Here is a 22926-nt window from a genome sequence, read left to right as displayed (position 1 = left end):
CCGCCGGAACCCATCCGGCGGGCGCTGCCGTATTCCGCCCCGATATCCGTGATGTGGACAGCGTCGCGGCGGCGCAACATGCCATCGATACAATGAGCCGCGTCAACATCCATCACGAACGTGCTTCAAGGAGGGCATGATGGCCGAGATCACATGGAAGTCGATCCTCACCACATTGGTTGCCGGAAATCACCTGAGCGCGGGGGAGTCGTGGTGGTTCGTGGATGACCTGATGCGGGGCAACGCCAATCCCGCGGCCGTGGGTGCCGTGCTCGCCTCCCAGCAGCTGCTGGGATTGACCGCCGAGGAGGTGCGTGGCGCCGCCGATGCGATGGTCGCCCACGCCGTGCCGTTGAACGTCTCCGGCGAGACGACCGACATGGTCGGCACCGGCGGTGACGGCGCCGCGACCGTGAACCTGTCCACGATGGGATCGGTGGTGGCCGCGGCCGCCGGCGTGAAGATCGTCAAGCATGGCAATCGCGCCGCATCGTCCAAATGCGGCGCCGCCGACTGCCTGGAGGCGTTGGGCCTGCCGATGGAGCTCGACCCGCAGGCCGTGGCCGAAGTGGGCGATGAGGTGGGGATCACCTTCGCGTTCGCCAAGGTGTTCCATCCGGCCATGCGGTTCGTCGGTCCGGTGCGCTCCGCCATCGGCGTGCCCTGCGTGTTCAATGTGCTGGGGCCCCTGACCAACCCCGCCAATCCACGGCATGTGGCTATCGGATGCGCCAATCGCGCGGTCAGCCCGATCATGGCCGAAGTGTATGCCTCCCGCGGCCAGAGCGGCATGGTGTACACCTCGCATGAGGGATTGGACGAGCTGGCGCCGACAGGGCCGGTGAGCGTCTGGGAGATCCGCGACGGCAAGGTGCGTGAAACCGAATTCGATCCGACGGCGGAGCTGGGGCTCACCCCGGTGACGTTGGATGACCTGCGCGGCGGCGAGCCCGCCGTCAACGCGCAGGCGATGCTGGACTTCCTGGCCGGAAAGCCGGTGCCGTTCCGCTCGACCGCATTGCTCAACGCGGCATCCGCCATCGTGGCCGACGCCCGCCGGCTGCCCGATCCGGACGCCACGCTGGCGCAGCGCTTCCGTGACGCCTATGCGATGGCCGAGGCCGCCGTCGACTCCGGTGCCGCGAACGACCTGCTGCACCGTTGGATCGAGGTCGCCAAGTCGAAGGCCTGAGCGTCGAGTGACGTGACGGCGACTACGATGGGTTCCGGAACATCGAAAGGGGGCCCATGCCGTACCGTATCGCAATCTGCGACGACGAGCCAGCCGATGCCGCCTATCTGAAATCCGTCGTGACCGGGTGGGCGGCCCGTCGCGGCCACATCGCCGAGGTGACGACGTTCTCATCCGCCGAACGGTTCCTGTTCCGCTGGGAGGACGATCCCGCGTGGGACATCCTCCTGTTGGACGTCGAGATGGGCTCGATGGACGGTGTGACGCTGGCCCGCACGATACGCCGTGCCGACCATGCCGTGCAGATCGTCTTCGTGACCGGATACACCGATTACATCGCTGAAGGCTATGACGTCGAGGCGTTGCACTATCTGGTCAAGCCGATCGACGAAGCCAAGCTGGACGCCGTGCTCGACCGGGCCGCCCATCGGCTGCATACCGGCGAGCGACGTCTCGAACTGCATACGGGCGGTGGCCTCGAACTCGTGCCGATCAGTGCGATTCGCTGGCTCGATGTGCACGGCAACTACGTGACCGTGCACACACGCGATGGTGACCATACCATCAAACGGTCGCTGAGCGACCTGGAACGCGAACTCGGCGACGGATTCGTGCGCGTCGGCCGCGGTCTGATCGTCAATCTCGATGCGGTGCGGCGCATCACCCGCACGACGGTGCGACTTGACGGTGGCGCCGAGCTCAAGCTGCCCCGCGGCGGCTGCGAACTACTGAACCGCGCGGTCATCGCACGGACATAGCCGCGCTGACGGAACGAGAGGGAAGACGGGAGATGAGATGGGAGTGCTGAAGCGGCTGCGTGAACGTCGCCTCAACCGTGAGCTGGCCGCATACCGCGTCGAACTACTCGACACCCATTACCACGAGGTCGAGCACATGTACCGGCGGATGCGCGTATGGCGGCACGACTGGCGCAACCATATCCAGACGATGAAGGTTCTCGCGGCCGACGGCGACCTCGCCAAGCTCCGCGACTATCTGGATACGCTCGACGACGAACTGACGCGGCTCGACACTCCCGTCAAAACCGGCAACACGATGGCCGACGCCATCCTCAACAGCAAGATGTCGCTCGCTGCCGAGCGAGGCATCGACGTGCGGGTCGATGCGCACATCCCCGTCAAGCTCGACATCCCCGACCTCGACCTGTGCTCGATCATCGGCAACCTGTTCGACAACGCCATCGAGGCCAGTGCCGGACTGCCGGAGGGGCGGCGGATGATTCGCGTCTACATGGCCATGAAGGGGGCGATGCTGTACCTCTCGTTCACCAACACGGCCTCGGAGGGCAAGCAGCCCAAGGTCGCCGGCCGTTTCCGCACCACTAAGCGCACGGCCGGGCACGGGCTCGGCCTCGCCCACGTCGACGAGATCGTCCACCGGCTCGACGGCTGGGTGGACCGCAACTCCGAAGATAGTGCCTTCACCACCGAGATCCTCCTGCCGCAGGGGTAGCCGCGCGTCGTCACCAAGGACCCTGCGTTTCGTCACCCGCAGCCATGTGTGCCGCCGTCGTCCACGGTACAACGGAATACGACGAGAAAGGAGCGGAGCATGACGGATGATCGGAACGCCGAAGCCGCGCATGAGGGCGACGACCGCGGAACACGCGGGACGGCGGCCACGAAGCCGAGATACGGCATGGCGGCCATCGTCGCGTTCATGACGCGCACCGCATGGCATGTGCGCAAAAGCGTGCTGATACTGTGCCTGTTGGAGGGCGTGGCCGCGGCGGGCACCGGCATACTGGACCTGTTCGTGGCCCCGACGATACTGGGCACGATCGAACGGCACGACCCGCTGAGCACGACCGTCACGGCCGTCGTGGCGTTCACTGCCGGGCTGATGCTATGCGGCGCCCTGACCGGATGGGTCGAGATGAACACGCTGTTCGGGCGCATCGAGGTGCGGATGAGTCTGCTGCGTCGCATCTCCGGGAAACAGGCATCCACCTCGTACCCCAACACGCTGGACACGTGGTTCAACGAGGCCGGGGCGAAAGCCAAGGACTGCTGCGCCAGCAACCAGTCCGCAGGCGAGGGGATATGGCATACCCTGGCCACTCTGCTGACCAATGTGCTCGGATTCGCCGCCTATCTGACGGTCCTGTCGGGGCTGGACCTGTGGATGGTCGTGCTGGTGCTGGCCACCACCGTGGCCAGCTACGCGCTCTCCCACCGGCTCAACGCCTGGGGATACCGTCATCGCGACGAGGAGCGGCGCAGCAAGAAACGGCTCAGGTACCTGTTCGATACCGGTACCGGCCGCGATTACGCCAAGGACATCCGCCTGTTCGGCCTGGGCCGGTGGATCGACGAGCTGTGGGATGGCGCGATGCGCGTGTACCGCGGCTTCCTGACCAGACGCGAGGGCATATATATGTGGGCCAACATCGCCGACGTGGCGTTGACCGTGGCGCGCAACGGCATCGCCTACGCCTATCTGATCGCCATGGCGCTGGACCACGGGTTGACGGCTGCGCGGTTCCTGCTGTACTTCACCGCCGTCACCGGGTTCGCCACCTGGATGGAGGGCATCCTCGACCAGTGCTCGCAACTGCACCGGCAGAGCATCGACCTGTCGATGCTGCGCGAGTTCCTCGAATGGCCCGAACCGTTCCGTTTCGACGACGGCGAGCCGCTGGCCAAGGCGTCGGACGACCGTTACGAGATCCGGCTGGACGGCGTCAGCTTCCGCTACCAAGGTGCCGATAGGGATGTGCTGCACGATATCAATCTGACCATCCGGCCGGGCGAGAAGATCGCGATCGTCGGACTCAATGGCGCCGGCAAGACCACGCTGGTCAAACTCGCCGCCGGGTTCCTCGATCCCACCGAGGGAGGCGTGCTGCTCAACGGCGTTGATATACGCCGCTACAATCGCCGCGACTATTACGAGCTGTTCGAGGCCGTGTTCCAGGACTTCTCGGTACTCGACGCCACCGTGGCGCAGAACGTGGCCCAGCGTGTGGACGGCATCGACCCGGTGCGCGTGCGCCGTTGCCTGAACCAGGCGGGACTGTCCGATGACGTGGCCGCTTTGCCGCACGGCATCGACACGCAGATCGGACGTCAGATATACGAGGACGGCGTCGAACTCTCCGGCGGACAGACCCAACGGCTCATGCTGGCCCGTGCGCTGTACAAGGATGCGCCGATCCTCCTGCTCGACGAACCGACCGCCGCGCTTGACCCGATCGCCGAGGACGCGATCTACCGGCGGTACCGCGATATGGCCGCCGGACGCACCTCGCTGTTCATCTCGCATCGCCTGGCCTCCACCCGCTTCTGCGACCGGATCCTGTACATGGAGCACGGGCGCATCGTCGAGGAGGGCACGCACGAATCGCTGCTTGCGCAGGGCGGCCGGTACGCGCGGCTGTTCGAGGTGCAACGCCACTACTATGAGACCGACGCCGACGTCGCCGGCCGGAAGGGAGACGACGATGACGCGCGATGAACGGAACGGGGCAGGGCTCGGAACCGTCAAGGAGGATTGGCGGCGCACCACCCGCGCCCTCGGCATCTGGTGGCGCATCGCACCGCAATGGCTGGTTGCGATCACGGTCAATGCGGCGCTCACCGCCTGCGGACCATACGCCACGATCTGGCTGTCCGCGCGGCTGATCGACGAGTTGGCCGGGGCGCGCGACCCGTCGCGTCTGGTGTTCTGGGCCGTGCTGACGCTGGGTGTGACCGCCGTCGTGTCACTGGCGACCGCCGCATCGTTGCATTGGAAGAACAGGGAGGACGGCGCGAATATATGGTGGGCTTCCTCACGCCTGTACATGGACACGATGATGGGGACGGATTACCCCGACGTGGATGACCAGCGCACCTACGACCTGTTCTCGACGATCCTGCAGAACCGCAACTTCAACGGATGGGGGCTGGACCGCATCCCGGAGCTGCTGACTGACGCGATGACTGCGGTGTTCCGCATCATCGGCGGCATCGGACTGACCGTCGGGCTGTTCCTGACCCCGATGCCGGAGGGCTCGCCGCTGCGGTTCCTGGGCACGCCGTGGTGCGGTGCGCTGTTCTGCGTGCTGCTGCTTACCATTGTCGCGGCATCGGCGGCATGCGCCTCGGGTGCGGAGCGGGTCTGGCTCCGCCACGCCGACGACGGCAAGCTCGGCAACCGCATATTCAACACCTACGCCCCCATGCCGAACGAGGCCGGGCGTGCGATGGACATGCGCATGTACGCTCAGCAGGAGCGTGCGGTCGCGCCGCTGCTGCTGAGCGTCGACGACACCTACGGTGTGCGCAGTTCGATGGCCCGCGACGCCCGCGGCCCGATGGGGCTGTTCGGCGCCGGGTCCCGCGCGCTGACGATGACGCTCGAAGGTGCCGCCTATCTGTTCGTGTGTGCCAAGGCGTGGGCCGGGGCGTTCGGCGTCGGCGCGGTCACCCAGTACGTGGGCGCGATCACCAACTGTTTCGCCGGCGTGGCCAGTCTGTTGACCGTGGCCGCCGAGGCACGCGCGAACGCCGCGTTCCTCGTCCCCACATTCCAGTTCCTCGATACTCCCCACCGCATGTATCAGGGGAGTCTGACCACCGAGAAACGCACGGACCGCGAATACGACGTGGAGTTCCGTGACGTCTCGTTCCGCTATCCCGGCTCGCAGGCCTGGGCGTTGCGTCACGTGAACCTGCGGTTCAGGATCGGCCGGCGTCTGGCGGTGGTCGGCGAGAACGGCAGCGGCAAGACCACATTCATCAAACTGTTGTGTCGGCTGTACGACCCAACCGAGGGCGAGATCCTGCTCAACGGCATCGACATCCGCAAATACCGCTACGACCAGTATCTCGACCTGTTCTCGGTGGTGTTCCAGGACTTCCATCTGTTGGCACAGCCGCTGGGGCGGAACGTGGCGGCGGGGGAGCGGGGCGACGCCGACCGAGCCCGCGACTGCCTGAAGAAGGCCGGCTTTGGCGACAGACTCGCCACGCTGCCCAAGGGACTCGACACGCCGCTGTACCGCGACCTCGACCCTGAGGGCGTGGAGGTTTCCGGCGGCGAGGCGCAGAAGATCGCGCTGGCCCGCGCCATCTACAAGGATGCGCCGTTTGTGGTGCTTGACGAGCCGACAGCCGCGCTCGACCCGGTCGCCGAGGCCGAGGTCTACGAGGGGTTCGATCGGATCGTGGAGGATCGCACCGCCGTCTACATCAGCCACCGGCTCTCCTCCTGCCGGTTCTGCGACGAGATCGCCGTGTTCGACCACGGTTCGATCGTCCAGTTCGGCACCCACGACGAGCTTGTGGCCGACGAGTCCGGCACTTATCACCGGCTGTGGCAGGCACAGGCCCAGTACTACGTGGAGCGGCATGTGGACAACCGGCGCGACGGCGGTCGGCCGGCGTCGTGATTCGGTTCCGGGCGTGACGTTTGAGGAGGTGGCCTTATGCGCGTGTTGTCGCGTCTTGGTGACGACACGGACGTTTGATAGTGGCCTTATGCGCGTGTTGTCGCGGTGGGACTCGGTCAGACGCGGGCGCCGTCGTCGAACGGGTTCTCGCGGGTTTCGGCGTGGCCCTTGTGCTGCACGATCAGACCGGCCGCGCCGATGAGTACGCACGCGCCGAAGATTGTGCCGAGCATGGCGGCCAATCCAGGCAGGAACACCGAGCCGATCACGCCGGCGACGCCTACGATCAGCAGAATCCAGAACACGAGCTTGGACTTGTTCACCGGACCCAGATCGGGGTTCGGCGGCGTGAACGGCTCGCCATAGCGGTCCATCACATCGTCGGTGTCCAGCCAGCTGGAACCGGTGAAATCGCGGGGGCCCCGCCTCGCGCCGCCGGCGAAGGCGCTCGGGTCCAGATCGTCGACTGAGAGCAGCGCCTCCTTCTCCTTGCGCTGCGCATGCTTTTCGAACCGTTTGGCGTTGCGTGAGCGTTCCACGTCGTTGAGGTCATCGGCGTGGTCGGCGGCGAACTCGGCCCAGGCGGCGTCGAAATCGGTTCCATCACCCGGCGTGGGGTTTGGACGCTCGCCATCGGCATTGCTATTGTTGTTCTCAGTCATAGACACCACTGTAACCAAGCGTGACGCCATACCGCGCCCACAAGGTATACGAGGAGGAAACCCACGATGCTGTACTGGTTCTTCGTCAAGGGGTTCGGTTGGATCGCCCACCGGCGGCTTGGTCCCACGGTCAAGGGGTTGCAGAACATCCCCAAGCATGGCGGCGCCATCATCGCCGCGAACCATCTGGCCGTGATTGATGACGCGCTGCTGCCGATCACCTGCCCGCGCATGATCCATTTCATGGGCAAGGCCGAGTATTTCGAAGGCAAGGGCATCAAGGGCCGGTTCAAGAAGTGGTGGTTCACGTCCGTCGGCGTGTTCCCAGTCGACCGTTCCGGTGGCTCCAAGTCGCTCGGCGCGCTGAACCATGCGCGTGAGATTCTGGAGGACGGCCACCTGTTCGGTATCCACATCGAGGGCACGCGCAGCCCCGACGGCCGTCTGTACAAGGGACATACCGGCGTGGCCAAGCTGGCGCTGGAAACCGGATGCCCGATTGTGCCGGTGGCCATCATCGGCTCGGACACGTTGCAGCCGGTCGGCACCGTGGTGCCGAAGAAGGGCAAGACGCAGGTGATCTACGGCAAGCCGATCCCCGTGGAGCGTAAGGATGCCGAGACCGTCACCCATGATGACCTGCGCTCGCTGACCGATCAGGTCACGCACGCCATCCAGGCCATGAGCGGGCAGGAATACGTGGACGAGTACGCGCAGACGGTCAAGAAGCGCCTCAAGGAGCAGGCCGCCGCGGATTCGACCGTGACAAAGTAAGTCGACGCAACACCCCTTATCGTGCGCGTATAGCCGTTGTATACGTGCGCAACATCCGCAGGTGATTTCACACCACGGTCAGCGTGATGACGGTCGCGTTGCCATCCTTGTCGCGCAGCCGCACATCGGCCCCGTTGCTGATGGACTCCCCGTCGTACTGCACGTCACGCACGGTGCCGAACAGGCCGCCGAGGATGCGGTTGGTCTCCACCTTGAAGCCGAGATCCTCCAGCGTCTTGGTCACGTCGCTCTCCTGCTTGCCCACCAGCCCGGAGGGCACGGCCGCGGTCTGCGGACCCTTGGAGACCACCACGTCCACCGTGTCGCCCCAATGCAGCTGGGCGCCGGAATCCGCGGAGGCGGAAATCACCTGTCCGGAGGGCACGGAGTCGCTGAACTCCTCGGTCACGTTGGCGATGAGCCTGAGTTCGGCGAGCGCCGCCTCCGCCTCGTCTCGTGTGGAACCGATGATGTTCGGCATGTCGACCGGCGCCGGGCCCTTCGACAGGGTCACGGTCACCTCCGCGTTGTGGTCCAGTGTGGTGCCGGGGTCGGGGCTGATGGTCAGCGCCACGCCCGCCGGCAGCGTGTCCGAATACTGGTCGTTGTCCTCGTCGTGGGTCACGTTGTCGAAGCCCGCGTCCTTCAGCGCCTTCAGCGGATCGGCCGCGTTCGCCGAGTTCGGGTCGAGGATGTCGTCGGGGATCGTGGCCTGCCGTACGCCCTTCGATACGGTGACGGTGATCTGGCTGCCGTCCCGCCGGTTGATGCGGTCGCCCACATCCAGCGGATCGGCGGAACCGTCGGCGGTCAGATGAGCCGAGATGATGTCTCCCTCGGCCACGGTGTCGCTGTAATCCTCATCCGTGGTGTAGGGGATGCCGGCCACCTTGAGCGTGCTCTCATAGTCGGCCCAGTCGGCATCGGTGATGGGGCAGTCCCGGCCTTCGGTGCAGGAGATGTCGTTCGGCTGGGGCATCGTCCAGTAGCTGCCGGGGCCCAGATAGTACCACCATGCGAACACGCCACCGCCGATGGCGGCCAATGCGAACAGGATGATGGCGACGACGGCGACCGTGCGCTTCGTGTGACGGGTGCCGGTGTCGGCATCGGTGTCGGCGACCGCATCCGCGGTTTGGGCGTCGTCGAACTGCCCGTCGGGCAGGACTCCCGTTTGGGGGATGGCCTGTGTCGGCGTGGAAGGCACCGCGGGAATCGTCTGTGTAGCGGCGTCTCCGGCGGCGTCGGCCTTGGCGATGGGCTGCGTGGCGTCGGGACGGAACTCGGCCGTGGCGGCCAGCTCGGCATCCGGGGAAGGTTTGGCGATGGTGTCGGTGGCGGCGTCGGCCGAAGGTCTTGCGCTCGCCGTCGCAATCGGTTCGGTGGCGGGGGCGGGCGGATCGAGCGGCGGCAGCGGCGGCTGTGTGGTTTCGTTGGCCGTGGCTTGGTCGCCGTCCGTGGACTTGCGGTATTGCCATGCGGAAATCGGCAGGGATGCGGTCAACGCGCGCAGCTCCTGCAGCGCCGCGGTGGCATCGGCCGGCCGGGCGTCCACGGCGCGTGCGGTCAGGTGGGCGATGAACGCCGCCACATCCGGATGCAGGCCGGGGCAGGAATCCGATAGGGAGGGCACATCTTCGTGGACGTGCTTGAACACCAAGGTGACCGGGTTGTCGGATTGGAACGGCACGAAGCCGGCCAGCATCTCCCAGGCGGTGATGCCGATCGAATATAGGTCGCCCTGCGGGGTGGCCTGGTTGTCCTGGATCATCTCCGGGGCCAGATAGGCCGCGGTGCCCAGCAGCATGCCGGTGGCGGAGAGCGTGGCCTGCGAGGCCGCCTTGGCCAGGCCGAAGTCGGTGATCTGCACGCGACCGCGGTCGTTGAGCAGGATGTTCTCCGGCTTGATGTCCCGGTGCACGACGCCGACGCGATGCGCGGCGGACAGGCCATCCAGCGTCTCGGAAAGGATGCGCAACGTCTCCCGGACGGTGAACGTGCGTTGCGTGTTCATCTCATGCCGCAGGTTCACACCATGGACGTACTCCATGACCAGGTAGTCCAGACCGTTGAACTCGCCGGTGTCGTACACCTGCACGATATGAGGGTTGGCGATGGCCGCCGCGGATTTGGCCTCGCGGCGGAAACGCTCGACGAACTGGTCGCGAAGCGGCCCCTGGGCGAGCTGCGTGTGCATGATCTTGATGGCCACCGTGCGGTCGAGTCGTTCGTCGACGGCCTGGTACACCGTGGCCATGCCGCCTTCGGCGATGCGGTGGACAATACGGTATCGTCCTTCGATCACAAGCCCTTCGGGCACGTTCGCGGCTTCAGTCATGGTGATACAGGCATTCCTTGGTGGGATAACGGTCTCTTAAAAGTCTACATGCTGTCCTGCTCGCGGGGCGTGTAATGAACGGAAGGCACGAAACGAGCACAGGCCTGTTCCAGGATCGTCCGTGATTCGGTGGGGCACCCCATCATCTCGATGGCGTGCAGGCTGCGCGTCCACAGCGTTTCGATGCGATCGCGTGAGCGGTCTATCGCACCGGTTGTGTGGAACAGCGCGATGGCGCGGGCGGTCTGCGTCTCGTCGCGCATGGGGGCCTCGAACATGGCGGTCAGTTCACGGCGCTCGTCCGGCGTCGCGCCAGTCAGCGCGTCCGCCAGCAGCACCGTGCGTTTGCCTTCGCGGATATCACCGCCGATCGGTTTGCCGGTGGCGGAGCTGGAACCGACGACGTCGAGCAGATCGTCGGTCAACTGGAACGCCAGTCCCAGGGGATCGCCGATGGCGAGCGCGTGGCGGCGCGCCTCGTCGGGGCTCATGCCGGCGGCGAGCATGCCGAGCTCCAGCGGTGCGATGGTGGTGTAGCTCGCGGTTTTCCAACGGAACACATCCAGCGAGGCTTGGGCGAGCCGTTCGGGATCGGACATGGGGCATTGGACCGCCGCCAAGTCGAGCACCTGCCCGATTTCCACCTCGCGGTGCATGGTCAGGAACGCTTGGATGATGGCATCGGCGTTCGGCAGCTGACGGGCGGCGCCGTTGGCGATGTCCACGCTGGCCGTGGCCAGCAGATCGCCGAGCATGATGCCCAGTCCCGTCCCCAGCGCCGCGTCGTGCGCCGGCCCGGCCAGGGCCTTGTGCGCGGCCGGCTTGCCGCGGCGCAGGTCGGCGTCGTCGATGATGTCGTCATGGACCAGCGCGGCCGTCTGGAAGACCTCGACCGCGCAGGCCAGGTCGATGAGCGCCCCGCGCCGGGAATCGTCGGATGCCAGTGCGCCGAACGTATCCACGGCCAGCAGCGCCCGCAGCCGCTTGCCCCCCTCGCTGGAAACGGTCGCCTGCCGGATCGTCGCATGCAGCACGGCGGCGCAGACGTCATCGAGCCGTTCATCGTCAGGCATCGCAAGGAACGAGGACACCAGCTCGGTGATGCGCCGTTCGATGACGCCCAGCATCGCAGTCGTAGTCATACCTACGAGGGTATCCGCAGCCGGGTGACAAGACAAGCGTTCGCGAAACGTTCGACCACATCCGGCAAGCCTTCGACCACATTGCCCGTTTCGGGTGGCGGTGGGCGGGCATCCGCGCCCATACTGGAATCCTCGCCTTCGGGCGGACCGGTGCAGGGGCGCCGGCGGATGGCAGCAACCAAAGGGGGAATGATGTCGGAACTTCGGGAAGGGCGGAAGGCGGAAACCCGTGCCGCGCGGATCATGGACGAGCTGAGCATGCGGCTGCGGGAGGATCGGCGCGAGCGCGGCCCGCGAACGGCCGACGCGGCATGGGTGGACCATCCGTTGGATGACTGGCTGGAGGTATTGCGGGATGGCAAACAGTTGCCCGAGGCGTCGATGATGGCGCTCGCGGTCGGTATGGACCAGACCCTGGCCATCCGGGACGCCCTGATCGTGTCGATCGTGACCGGTGCCGCGGGCTTGGACAAGGAGGTGTTGATGGGATTCGCCTCACGGCCGCACGCGCCGGAGGTCTGCGATCGGATGGGGCGGATGCTGACCGAGGCGTTCACGGACGAGCACGGCGGGGTGGACGGCGCCCGATGCCGGGCGGCCGTGGCGGCCCTGGAGCGGATGGTGGCCGCGGTTCCCGAACGCTACCGGGTGCAGCCGTTGACGATCATCGCGTACGTCCTATGGTGGCTGGGCGACCGGCGGGCGCCGTCCTACGCGCTGCAGGCGCTCGCCATTGATGCCGGTTGTTCGCTGGCGGCGATCGTGCTCGGCGCATTGCGTCGCGGGGCCTATCCGGTATGGCTGCGGTGAACACGCCGGATCCGGGTGTCCGCGGTGTCGGACGGGAATAATCGTCCTTGGAAGATGGTTAACTCCAAATAGTTGACGATTTGCCCTTGCTAGAAGTGCGCCCATATGCTACCGCGCTTCCGGCGGGAACCTGCAGGAGGATGAGTTTGGCCACGAAAACAGTGACGACCGAATCGGAACAGGACGAACAGACCGCTAAGGCCTCGTCGACGGCCAAGACCGCCACCACGCGCAAAGGCGCTTCGAAGAAGAAGGCCGCGTCTACGGGCAAGGCGGCCTCCGCATCGAAGCCCCAGCGCCGGAGCACGTCTCAGCCCAAGCAGACCGAAGCCGTCGAGGAGCCGTTGAAGGAGGACGCGCTGCTGGACGACGAGGACGGCGAGGTGGTCGATGACGATTTGGACGACATCGACGAGGGCATCGACAACCCCGGTGCGGGGGATGAGGATGACGATCTGGCCGATGAGTCCGAGCCCGAGCCCGAGGAGGATGAGGACGAACATCAGGACAAGCCGGAAGAGCCGAAGGAGAAGGGTGCATTCGTCGTTCGTGACGATGATGACGACGACAACCTGACCCCGTCCGGCAATCCGAAGCGTCGTGTGGTCGCCACGGGCGCCACCGCCGATCCGGTCAAGGATTACCTCAAGCAGATCGGCCGTGTCAGCCTGCTGAACGCTGAGCAGGAGGTGGACCTGTCCGAGCGCATCGAGGCGGGCCTGTACGCCCAGCATCTGCTGGACACCGAGGGTGATCAGCTGGACTTCAAGCGCCGCCGCGAGCTCAAATGGGCGGCCAACGACGGCAAGAAGGCCAAGGACCACCTGCTGGAAGCCAACCTGCGACTCGTCGTCTCGCTGGCCAAGCGCTACACCGGCCGCGGCATGCTGTTCCTGGACCTGATCCAGGAGGGCAATCTGGGCCTGATCCGCGCGGTCGAGAAGTTCGACTGGAAGAAGGGCTTCAAGTTCTCCACCTACGCCACCTGGTGGATCCGCCAGGCCATCACCCGCGCCATGGCCGACCAGGCGCGCACCATCCGCGTGCCGGTGCACATGGTGGAGGTCATCAACAAGCTTTCGCGCGTGCAGCGCCAGATGCTGCAGGATCTGGGACGCGAGCCCACGCCTGACGAGCTGGCCCGTGAGCTGGACATGCCGGTCGAGAAGGTCCAGGAGGTGCAGAAGTACGGCCGCGAGCCGATCTCGCTACACACCCCGCTGGGTGAGGACGGCGATTCCGAGTTCGGCGATCTGATCGAGGACACCGACGCCATCGCCCCGTCCGAGGCGGTCGCGTTCTCGCTGTTGCAGGAGCAGTTCAAGCAGGTGCTGGAGACCCTGAGCCCGCGTGAGGCCGGCGTCATCAAGATGCGCTACGGCTTGGAGGATGGTCAGCCGAAGACGCTCGACGACATCGGCCGCGTGTATGGCGTGACCCGCGAACGCATCCGCCAGATCGAGTCGAAGACCATGTCGAAGCTGCGTCACCCGTCCCGTTCCCAAACACTGCGCGACTTCCTTGACCAGTGACGGCCCGCTGGGCAGGCCGTCGCGCGAGGAGCGAGGAAGCCCGGTGGGCTTCCGAACGACGGAGCCATCCTTGGACGGCCCGCTGGGCAGGCCGTCACGCGAGGAGCGAGGGAGTCCAGTGGACTCCCGAACGACGGAGCCATCCTCAGCTGGCTCGCAAGAGGCACCGATTACCTTGGCGTCCTCCCCGCTCAAGGGGAGACGTCGCATCATGCCGGAAGCGTGTTGCTCCGGCGTACATCGACGATTGAATGGGGACCATGGCAAAGGAAAACTACGGCGCGGACAGTTTGACCGTTCTCGAAGGCCTTGACGCGGTGCGCAAGCGCCCGGGCATGTACATCGGCACCACCGACAGCCAGGGCCTGATGCACTGCCTGTGGGAGATCATCGACAACGCCGTGGACGAGGCGTTGGCCGGTGCCTGCGACCATATCACCGTCACCCTGCACGATGACGGTTCGGTCGAGGTGGCCGACAACGGCCGCGGCATCCCTGTGGACACCGAGCCGAAAACAGGCCTGAGCGGCGTGGAGGTCGTACTGACCAAACTGCACGCCGGCGCCAAGTTCGGCAATGCCTCCTACAACGCGGCCGGCGGTCTGCACGGCGTCGGCTCGTCCGTGGTCAACGCGCTGTCGGCGCGTCTGGACGTCGAGGTCGACCGCGACGGCAAAACCCATCACATGTCGTTCCATCAGGGGCATCCGGGCGTCTACACGGACGCCGACCCGGCCCACCCCTCGCCGGATGCGCCGTTCAAGCGTACGCGCAAGAACAAGGCGACCGAATTGGAGATCATCGGCAAGGTCAGTCCCAAGACCACAGGCACGCGCATCCGCTACTGGGCGGATCCGGAGATCTTCAACGCCACCGCCGAATTCAGCTATGAACAACTCATCGACCGCGTCCGGCAGACCAGTTTCCTGGTGCCGGGACTGAGGATCACCGTCATCGACGAGAACATTCCGGAAACCGGCGACGAATCGGTGGACGCGGTGCGTGAGATCGACGAAACGGAACCGATGTCGGGTGCCGACATGGTTGGCGACGTTGACGTTGCCGATACGACGGATGCCGCCGGTGCCGCGACCGTCGGTGTTGCCGACTCCGCCGACTCCGCCGGTGCGGCGGAGCAGGCGTCGGGGTTGGACGGATTCGTCACGGTGGGGGCGGAACCGGCGCAGCCTGCCGTGACCCAGCGGAACGTGGCGGCGGCCGCGCATGGTCACGCCCGCGTCGAGGAGTTCCTCCATACCGGCGGCGTCAAGGATTTCGTCGACTTCCTGTCCAAGGGGGAGCCCGTTTCGGACATCTGGCGCATCACCGGCGAGGACACCTATGAGGAGGAAACCCAGGCCGTCGACGACAACGGCGACCTGCATGCGCAGACGATCACCCGCACCTGCGGCGTGGACATCGCCCTGCGTTGGGTCAACGGCTACGACACCACGATGCGCAGCTTCGTCAACGTGGTCGAGACCCCCGGCGGCGGCACGCACGTCGACGGGTTCCTGGGCGGCATCACCAAGCAGATCCGCAAGGCCGTGGAGGATAACGCGCGCAAGCTCAAGGTGAACCTCAAGGACGGCGCCATGCGCGTCGAACGCGACGACATCTTGGCCGGACTGGTCGCCGTGGTCACCGTGCGCATCGCCGAACCCCAGTTCCAGGGACAGACCAAGGACGTGCTGGGCACCGCGCAGGTCAAGCCGATCGTCACCCGCATGACCGACAGACAGTTCGGCGAGATGATCACCGGCTCCAAGCGCGGCTATAAGGAGCAGTCCGGGCGCGTGCTCGAGAAGATCGTCGGCGAGATGCACGCCCGCATCCAGGCGCGCAAGACCAAGGAGGTCACGCGCCGCAAGAACGCGCTCGAATCCGCCTCGATGCCGCCGAAACTGTCCGACTGCCAGCCGGGCAACGACGACGTGGCCGAACTGTTCATCGTCGAGGGTGATTCGGCGCTCGGCACCGCCAAGGCGGCCCGCAACTCCGGGTTCCAGGCCCTGCTGCCGATCCGAGGCAAGATCCTCAACGTGCAGAAGGCCTCACTGAGCCAGATGCTCTCGAACAAGGAATGCGCGGCGATCATCCAGGTGGTCGGCGCCGGCTCCGGGCCGAGCTTCGACATCGAGCAGGCCCGGTACAACAAGGTCATCATGATGACCGATGCCGACGTGGACGGCGCGCACATCCGCATCCTGCTGCTCACGCTGTTCTACCGGTACATGCGCCCGCTCATCGAGCATGGTCGCGTGTATGCCGCGGTGCCGCCGTTGCACCGCATTGCGCTCGCCGGCTCGCATAAGGGTGAATACATCTACACGTATTCGGACGACGAGCTGGCCGGCAAGCTGGCCGATCTGGACCGCAGGCACATCGCCTACAACGACGACATTCAGCGGTACAAGGGTTTGGGCGAGATGGACGCCGACCAGCTGGCCGACACCACGATGGACCCGCGCACGCGCATGCTGCGCCGCATCCGCATGGAGGACGCCGCGCAAGCCAGCGAGATCTTCAGCCTGCTCATGGGCGACGACGTGCCGCCGCGCAAGCAGTTCATCGTGGATAACGCCGACGATTTCGACCGGTCCAAGATCGACACCTGATTCTCCCGCATCCTTCTCCGTCGCGAACGGATTGCCGTGTTGCTCTCCTCGGCGTCGCGGACGGTGACGAGGAGGGGAGGCGGCGTGTACGCCGTTCACGTTGACAGCGTTTGCAAAACCATTGGTGAAAACCGGGTTGAACGGCATGTCGTATATGGGCAGATGACAGAATGGCAACGTTGTCTACTGACCGTTTGGTATACGTTGAGGAGATGCTGATGGTCAACCTGTTGCTCGCCGTCATCTATCTGGCGTTTATCAGTCTCGGTTTGCCCGACGCCATGCTCGGCGCGGCCTGGCCGACGATGTATCACGATTTCGGCGTGCCGGTTTCGTTCGCCGGTGGCATCTCGATGGTCATCTCGGCGGGCACGATCGTCTCCGCCCTGCTCAGTGACCGGCTGACGCTGCGATTCGGTGCGGGAAGGGTGACCGCGGTTTCAGTGGGGCTGACCGCGGCCGCGTTGTTGGGGTTCTCGTTCGCGCCGAACTACTGGACACTGATCGCGCTGGCCGTTCCGTACGGTCTGGGGGCCGGCGGCGTGGACGCCGCATTGAACAACTATGTGGCGGTCCATTACTCCAGCCGCCATATGAGCTGGCTGCACGCCATGTGGGGCGTCGGCGCCTCGATCGGCCCGTACGTCATGGGATTCGCCTTGGGGCAGGGACAGGGGTGGTCCTGGGGATACCGGTATGTGGCCATCGTGCAGATCGTGCTGACCGCACTGCTGCTGTTCAGCCTGCCGCTGTGGCGGAACCGCTCCGATGAACGGCGATCGGCCGCGGAGGCTGGCGGGCAAAAGGATCCCGCCCGCAAACCGATGGGGTTGCGTGACGTGCTGTCCATCCCCGGTGCCAAGGAGATCCTGGTCATGTTCTTCTGCTATTGCGCGGTGGAGCAGACCGCCATGCTGTGGTCCAGCAGCTACATGGTGTTGGGCTGCGGCATCGACAAGCTGACCGCGGCCAGCTGGGCCAGCCTGTTCCTCATCGGCGTGACCGCCGGACGTTTCCTGAGCGGGTTCATGACCATGAAGTTCGACGATCCCGCGATGATCCGCATCGGCCAGGCGCTGGTGTTCGCCGGCGTCGTGGCCATGCTGCTGCCGTTGCCCGCCCATATGAACGTCATCGGCGGTCTGATGCTGATCGGTCTGGGGTGCGCGCCCATCTACCCCTGCGTGATTCATTCCACGCCGATGTATTTCGGTGAGGACAAGTCCCAGGCGATCGTCGGCGTGCAGATGGCCTGCGCCTATATCGGCACACTGCTGATGCCTCCGCTGTTCGGTCTGATCGCCAACCATATCGATGTGCGGCTGTTTCCGTGGTACCTGCTGGTATTCCTGCTGCTGATGATGGCCATGCATGAGCGGCTGCGCAGGCTGCGCGGCTGAACGGGCGCCGAAGGACCGGGCGCTCCGGTTGGGCGGGACCTGATGGCATGGCGTGCCGGGGTGGTTGCATCCGTCCCGGCACGCTGCCATAATCGAACATATGTACGAATGTCTGAACCTGTTCTCCGAGCCCACCGGGGCATGGTTCAGACATGCCTTCCCGCAGGGTGAGACGGAGGCTCAGCGCAAGGCGTGGCCGGTCATCGCGCAGGGTTCCGATACGCTGGTCGTTGCGCCGACCGGTTCCGGCAAGACGCTGTCCGCATTCCTGTACGCCATCGACCGGCTGATGAACCGTGCATCGGAGGCGGGGGAGACGGGGCGCTCACGCAAACCCACCAAAGGCGTCAAGGTGCTGTATGTCTCGCCGTTGAAGGCGTTGGGCGTGGATGTGGCGCGCAATTTGGAAACGCCGTTGGCTGGCATCGCCGCCCAGTGCAAGGCCATGGGGCTCGATCCGCCGTCGATTCGCGTGGCCACGCGCAGCGGCGACACCACGGCGCAGGAGCGGCGGGCCATCGCCTCGCATCCGCCGGACATCCTGGTCACCACGCCCGAATCGCTGTATCTGATCCTCACTTCCAAGGCGCGGCGCATCCTGTCCACGGTGAATACCGTCATCGTGGACGAGATCCACGCCATCGCCGGCACCAAACGCGGGGCGCATCTATCGTTGAGTTTGGAACGGCTTGATTCCCTGACGGGCGGACCTGCACAGCGCATCGGGTTGTCCGCCACGGTTCGCCCGCCCGAAACGGCGGCCCGGTTCCTCGGGGGCGCACGCACCGTCACCGTCGTCGGCGCGCAGTCGCGTCCGGCGATGGATCTGAGGATTGTCGAACCGGTCGAGCATATGCCCGAATCCGTCGGATCCTCGAATCAGGCCCAGTCCGCGGTCGGAGGCGGGAAATCGTCCGAACTCCCATCCATCAGCGGGGTCACGCCGGCCATGATGAGGCTCGCCAAGCGGCAGGGCACCGTCACGGTTCCGTCGATCCCATCCCGCGGCCCGCGCACCCATGGCGGCGCCGGGGCGGAGGAAACGACACCGGGGAACCCCTCATCGGCGGACGAACGTGCGGGGTCGGTGTGGCCCGCCGTGGAACGCAGCATCCTCAACGAGATTCTCAACCACCACACCACGCTCGTGTTCGTCAACTCACGTGGTTTGGCGGAACGGCTCACCGCACGGCTCAACGACCTGTACGCCGCCATGCCCGGTCACGGCGGCGCGGGGGAACCTCGGTCGGATGAACCGTACGCCGGCCAGCGGCATTTCGATCCCATGACGGGGCCGTCCACGAACCTCATCCATCCGCACGCGCCGGAGGACACGATCGCCATGGCCCACCACGGTTCGGTGTCCAAGGACCGCCGCAAACGCATCGAGGAGGATCTCAAGCAGGGCAGATTGCGTTGCGTGGTGGCCACCAGCAGCCTGGAGCTCGGCATCGATATGGGCAGCGTGGATCTGGTCATCCAGGTGTCCCCGCCGTTGTCGGTATCCTCCGGATTGCAGCGCGTGGGCCGCGCCGACCACCAGGTGGGCGGCGTCTCGCATGCGTTGTTCTATCCGCTGACGCGCGAGCAGATCATCGGCGCGGCGGCCACTGTGGAATGCATGGAAAGCGGTGCCATCGAGCCGCTCAACATACCGCGCTGCCCGCTGGACGTACTCGCCCAGCAGACGGTGGCCGCCGCGGCCATGGAGGACCTGAACCCCGACGACTGGTATCAGGTGGTGCGCCGAGCCGCCCCGTTCGCCGACCTGGACCGTTCCGTGTTCGACTCGGTGCTCGGCATGCTGACCGGCGCCTATGATTCGGAGGCATTCACGGCCTTCAGGCCCAGCCTGATGTGGAATCATGAGGAGCATCTGATCTCCGCACGGCCGGGGGCGCAGCGGCTAGCCGTCACCTCCGGCGGCACGATACCGGACCGCGGACTGTACACGGTGGTCCTGCCGGAGCAGGAGGCGGGCAAGGGGCCCCGCCGCGTCGGTGAGCTCGACGAGGAGATGGTCTACGAATCCCGCATCGGCGACGTCATCACGTTGGGCACCTCCACCTGGCAGATTCAGGACATCACCCATGACCGTGTGGTGGTGGTGCCGGCGCCCGGCCGCACGGCCCGGCTGCCGTTCTGGCATGGTGAGGGCTTCGGGCGCGACGCCGGATTCGGAGAGATGCAGGGGCGGTTCGTGCGGGATATGGTCAACGGCCTGCACGACGACGATCGTACGGTGTCGTCCGATCGCACAGTGTCGTCCGACCATACGGTGTCGTCCGACCATACGGTGTCGAGCAATCGCACGGCGTCACCCGAACAAGCGGCGTCATTCGCTCGTCCGGCGTCATCCGAGTGCGCGTCATCATCCGACGGCATGGCATCGTCGTCGGGTGCGGCCCCGTTCGATGACGACACGACGAATCGATTGCGGGCGGACGGACTCGACGGCAACGCCATCTCCAATCTGGCCCAACTGCTGCATGAGCAGCGTATCGCCACCGGCGCGGTGCCGACCGACCGCACGCTGGTGGTGGAACGATGCCCGGATGAGGAGGGCGACTGGCGGATCGTGCTGCACTCGCCGTACGGCAAGCGCGTGCACGAACCATGGGCGATGATCGTCGGCAACAGAATCAAGCAGCGCTACGGGTACGACGGTCAGGTCTACGCCTGCGACGACGGCATCATCCTGCTGCTGCCGCAGTCCGACGGGCATATCCCGGCCGCCGAGCTGTTCATGGTCGATCCCGATGACATCCAACGGCTGGTGGCCGAACAGGTGGGGGAGTCGGTGCTGTTCACCGCACGGTTCCGCGAATGCGCGGCGCGTTCGCTGTACCTGCCGCGCACCGACCCGGGCAGGCGCGTGCCGTTGTGGCAGCAGCGCCTACGTGGCATCCAACTGCTCAACGCCGCGCGGACGCAACGCAACTTCCCGCTGCTGCTGGAAACCACACGCGAATGCCTGCAGGACGTCTACGACCTGCCCGCGCTCCGGCGGCTGATGACACGGCTTGGCGCCGGCGAGATCGACCTGGTCGATGTTGAGACGCAGACGCCGTCGCCGTTCGCCGAAACCATCATGTTCGGCTATGTGGGGCAGGTGATGTACCAGTATGACCAGCCGCACGCCGAGCGCAGCGCGGCTCTGCTCTCGCTGGACTTCGACGCGTTGGAACGCCTGCTCGGCACCTCCGACATGACCGCCGTGCTCGACCCGGACGTCATCCGCGACGTGGAGCGGGAACTGGCCGGACGGACGTTCTGGAACGAGTTGGACGAACGGGATGTCGCGGGCCGTGTGGCCCGATACGCCAAGACGCATGGCCCGTTCACCGTCGACATGATGATGGCCGAGCTGCATCTGGACGCCGAACGTGCGGTGCGCGAGCTTGACGGGCTCAAAGCGCGCGGCGAGGTGCTGACCGGCTTGTTCATGGCGGATCCGGAACGGGGCACCGGTTCTCGCTCAACCGCCGATGATGCAGAACCTGGTGGAGGCGTGGAATCGTATGGTGGCATGGGCGGGTCTGCCGGCGGCATGGAGCAGGATGTTGCGATGGTGGATGACCATAGTCCCGTCCAATATCTGCACCGCGACGTGTTCCGTCGGATTCGCGCTCGCTCGCTGGGCAAGGCGCGTGAGGCCGTCAAACCGGTAGTGCCGGCGGTCTACCAGTCGTTGCTGCTGGACCGCCAGGGCGTCGGCCCGGTCGGCGGAGAACGGTACGACGGTGCGGACGGGCTGATGCGCGTCATCGAACAGCTGGAGGGCGTCTCCCTGCCGTTGCCGGTGTGGGAAGACGCGGTGTTTCCGGCGCGGGTGCGCGGCTACCAGCCCGCGATGCTGGACGAACTGCTCGCCTCCGGCGACGTGGTGTGGACCGGATCGAAAATCGCCGGCACCAACGCCAAAGACCCTGGACGCCTCACATTCCATCCCGCCGATTCGGAGCTGCTGTGCAATACGGCCATGGCCGGCGAGACCGGACATCTATCCGACGACGCGCATGACGCCACCGCCGACGACGATGCGGGGCGGGCGTCGCGGCCTGTGCGGACGCTGCCCGACGCCATCCTGCACGTCCTGGCGGCCGGCGGCGCGTTCCGGGCGGAACGATTGGCGGAACTGGTTCGTGCGGCATGGAGACCGGACATGGAATCGGTCGACCCCGAAACCGGGGAGATCCGTCCCCCGGGCTGGTCGAACAGCCAATTCGAGGACGCCCTGTGGTCGCTGGTCTGGCAGGGCGCGGTGACCAACAGTTCACTGACGCCGATTCGCGCCATGGCATCGGCTTCGAACTCTCGTGCCACTCGCAGCGTATCGGTGGGGCGCACGCGCCGCCGCGCCCGTGTGGCCGTGCAGGTGCCGGCGTTGATGCAGGGGCTGTGGGCGGCCGTGCCGGCCGCCGCCGTCACCGCCGAGCAGCGTTTGCTGGCGCAAGTCGAGATCCTTCTGGACAGATACGGCATCATCGCCCCTCCGTTGATCGACGTCGAGGATGTGCCGGGCGGCTTTTCCGCACTGTATCCGGTGCTGCGGCGCATGGAGGAACACGGCACGCTGGTGCGCGGCATGTTCGTGCAGGGGTTCGGCGCCGCGCAGTTCGCCCGCCGCGACACCGTGGATCAGCTGCGTCATGCCGGGGAGGGACACAGCCGGTCCTGCGTGGCCATCGAGGTCATGGATCCCGCCAACCTGACCGGTGCGGCCGTGGCCTGGCCGCACTATGACGGCAAGGCCACCAAACCGTTGCGGCGTGCGGGAGGCATGGTGGTGCTGGACCACGGCAGTCCGGTGGTCTATGCCGCGGTCAAGGGCCACCACCTGACCACGTTCACCGACGACGGGGACACATTACGCCGGGCCTTCACCGAACTCGCCTATACCTTGCAGCGCCGCCCCTCCGGCAGCGTCACCTTCGCCGACCTCAACGGCGAGCCGTTAACCGCCCGCACCGAAGCCGCCCGCATCCTGCACGCCGCCGGCTTCACCCCCTGCCCCCAGGGCATGAAGCTGTACCGGTGATGGGGCGTCCACGTTGTGGATG

14 protein-coding genes are annotated in these 22926 nt (G+C 65.9%); 11 read left to right on the top strand and 3 right to left on the bottom strand.

All coding sequences use genetic code 11. The features are described 5' to 3' along the window. Positions 1-139: 139 nt before the first annotated feature. From trpD to OU11_RS02075, 5 genes are all read left to right on the top strand, one after another. Positions 140-1192, top strand: coding sequence for an anthranilate phosphoribosyltransferase (gene trpD / locus OU11_RS02095; RefSeq protein ID WP_033514196.1), 1053 nt, complete (start codon positions 140-142; stop codon positions 1190-1192). 56 nt (positions 1193-1248) lie between these two features. Then, positions 1249-1950, top strand: coding sequence for a LytR/AlgR family response regulator transcription factor (locus OU11_RS02090; RefSeq protein ID WP_052122552.1), 702 nt, complete (start codon positions 1249-1251; stop codon positions 1948-1950). A 37-nt stretch (positions 1951-1987) separates the two neighbouring features. After that, entirely contained in the window at positions 1988-2665 is a 678-nt protein-coding gene (locus tag OU11_RS02085; protein ID WP_033514195.1) for a sensor histidine kinase, read from the top strand. A 99-nt stretch (positions 2666-2764) separates the two neighbouring features. After that, a complete protein-coding gene (locus tag OU11_RS02080; protein ID WP_081963386.1) occupies positions 2765-4669 on the top strand; it encodes an ABC transporter ATP-binding protein in 1905 nt (634 codons plus the stop codon). Beyond that, positions 4656-6587 (top strand): ABC transporter ATP-binding protein, encoded by a 1932-nt coding sequence (locus OU11_RS02075; RefSeq protein WP_052122551.1) that lies wholly within the window; start codon positions 4656-4658, stop codon positions 6585-6587. The genes OU11_RS02080 and OU11_RS02075 overlap by 14 nt, the downstream gene beginning before the upstream one ends. A 116-nt stretch (positions 6588-6703) precedes the next feature. Here the strand turns inward: OU11_RS02075 and OU11_RS02070 are convergent, their stop codons facing one another. Continuing rightward, positions 6704-7249 carry a hypothetical protein gene (locus OU11_RS02070; protein WP_033514194.1) on the bottom strand — a complete coding sequence of 182 codons (546 nt, stop codon included), beginning with the start codon at positions 7247-7249 and terminating at the stop codon, positions 6704-6706. A 66-nt stretch (positions 7250-7315) separates the two neighbouring features. On the opposite strand from OU11_RS02070, the gene OU11_RS02065 reads away from it, so the two are divergent. After that, on the top strand, positions 7316-8023 hold the full coding sequence (locus OU11_RS02065; protein ID WP_033514193.1) for a lysophospholipid acyltransferase family protein: 708 nt from the start codon (positions 7316-7318) through the stop codon (positions 8021-8023). Between the two features lie 67 nt (positions 8024-8090). Here the strand turns inward: OU11_RS02065 and OU11_RS02060 are convergent, their stop codons facing one another. Together OU11_RS02060 and OU11_RS02055 are read right to left on the bottom strand one after the other, a co-directional pair. Further along, on the bottom strand, positions 8091-10361 hold the full coding sequence (locus tag OU11_RS02060) for a protein kinase domain-containing protein (protein WP_033514191.1): 2271 nt from the start codon (positions 10359-10361) through the stop codon (positions 8091-8093). Between the two features lie 44 nt (positions 10362-10405). Further along, complete coding sequence (locus tag OU11_RS02055; protein ID WP_033514190.1) at positions 10406-11503, bottom strand: polyprenyl synthetase family protein; 1098 nt, start codon at positions 11501-11503, stop codon at positions 10406-10408. Positions 11504-11695: 192 nt separating this feature from the next. On the opposite strand from OU11_RS02055, the gene OU11_RS02050 reads away from it, so the two are divergent. The 5 genes from OU11_RS02050 to OU11_RS09135 all read left to right on the top strand — a co-directional run bounded on the left by OU11_RS02050 (position 11696) and on the right by OU11_RS09135 (position 22904). Next, complete coding sequence (locus OU11_RS02050) at positions 11696-12313, top strand: DUF4192 family protein (protein ID WP_052122550.1); 618 nt, start codon at positions 11696-11698, stop codon at positions 12311-12313. A gap of 140 nt (positions 12314-12453) precedes the next feature. Continuing rightward, positions 12454-13845, top strand: a complete 1392-nt coding sequence (locus tag OU11_RS02045; RefSeq protein WP_033514187.1) for an RNA polymerase sigma factor — start codon at positions 12454-12456, stop codon at positions 13843-13845. A 260-nt stretch (positions 13846-14105) separates the two neighbouring features. Beyond that, positions 14106-16463 carry a DNA gyrase/topoisomerase IV subunit B gene (locus tag OU11_RS02040; protein WP_033514186.1) on the top strand — a complete coding sequence of 786 codons (2358 nt, stop codon included), beginning with the start codon at positions 14106-14108 and terminating at the stop codon, positions 16461-16463. Between the two features lie 218 nt (positions 16464-16681). Next, on the top strand, positions 16682-17863 hold the full coding sequence (locus OU11_RS02035) for an MFS transporter (RefSeq protein ID WP_033514185.1): 1182 nt from the start codon (positions 16682-16684) through the stop codon (positions 17861-17863). A 100-nt stretch (positions 17864-17963) separates the two neighbouring features. Then, positions 17964-22904, top strand: coding sequence for a DEAD/DEAH box helicase (locus OU11_RS09135; RefSeq protein WP_033514183.1), 4941 nt, complete (start codon positions 17964-17966; stop codon positions 22902-22904). The last annotated feature ends 22 nt before the right edge of the window (positions 22905-22926 follow it).

It is taken from the genome of Bifidobacterium pullorum DSM 20433 (assembly GCF_000771405.1).
In the GTDB taxonomy this organism is placed as follows: Bacteria; Actinomycetota; Actinomycetes; order Actinomycetales; family Bifidobacteriaceae; genus Bifidobacterium; species Bifidobacterium pullorum.
This window is presented reverse-complemented; position numbering and strand designations above follow the sequence as displayed.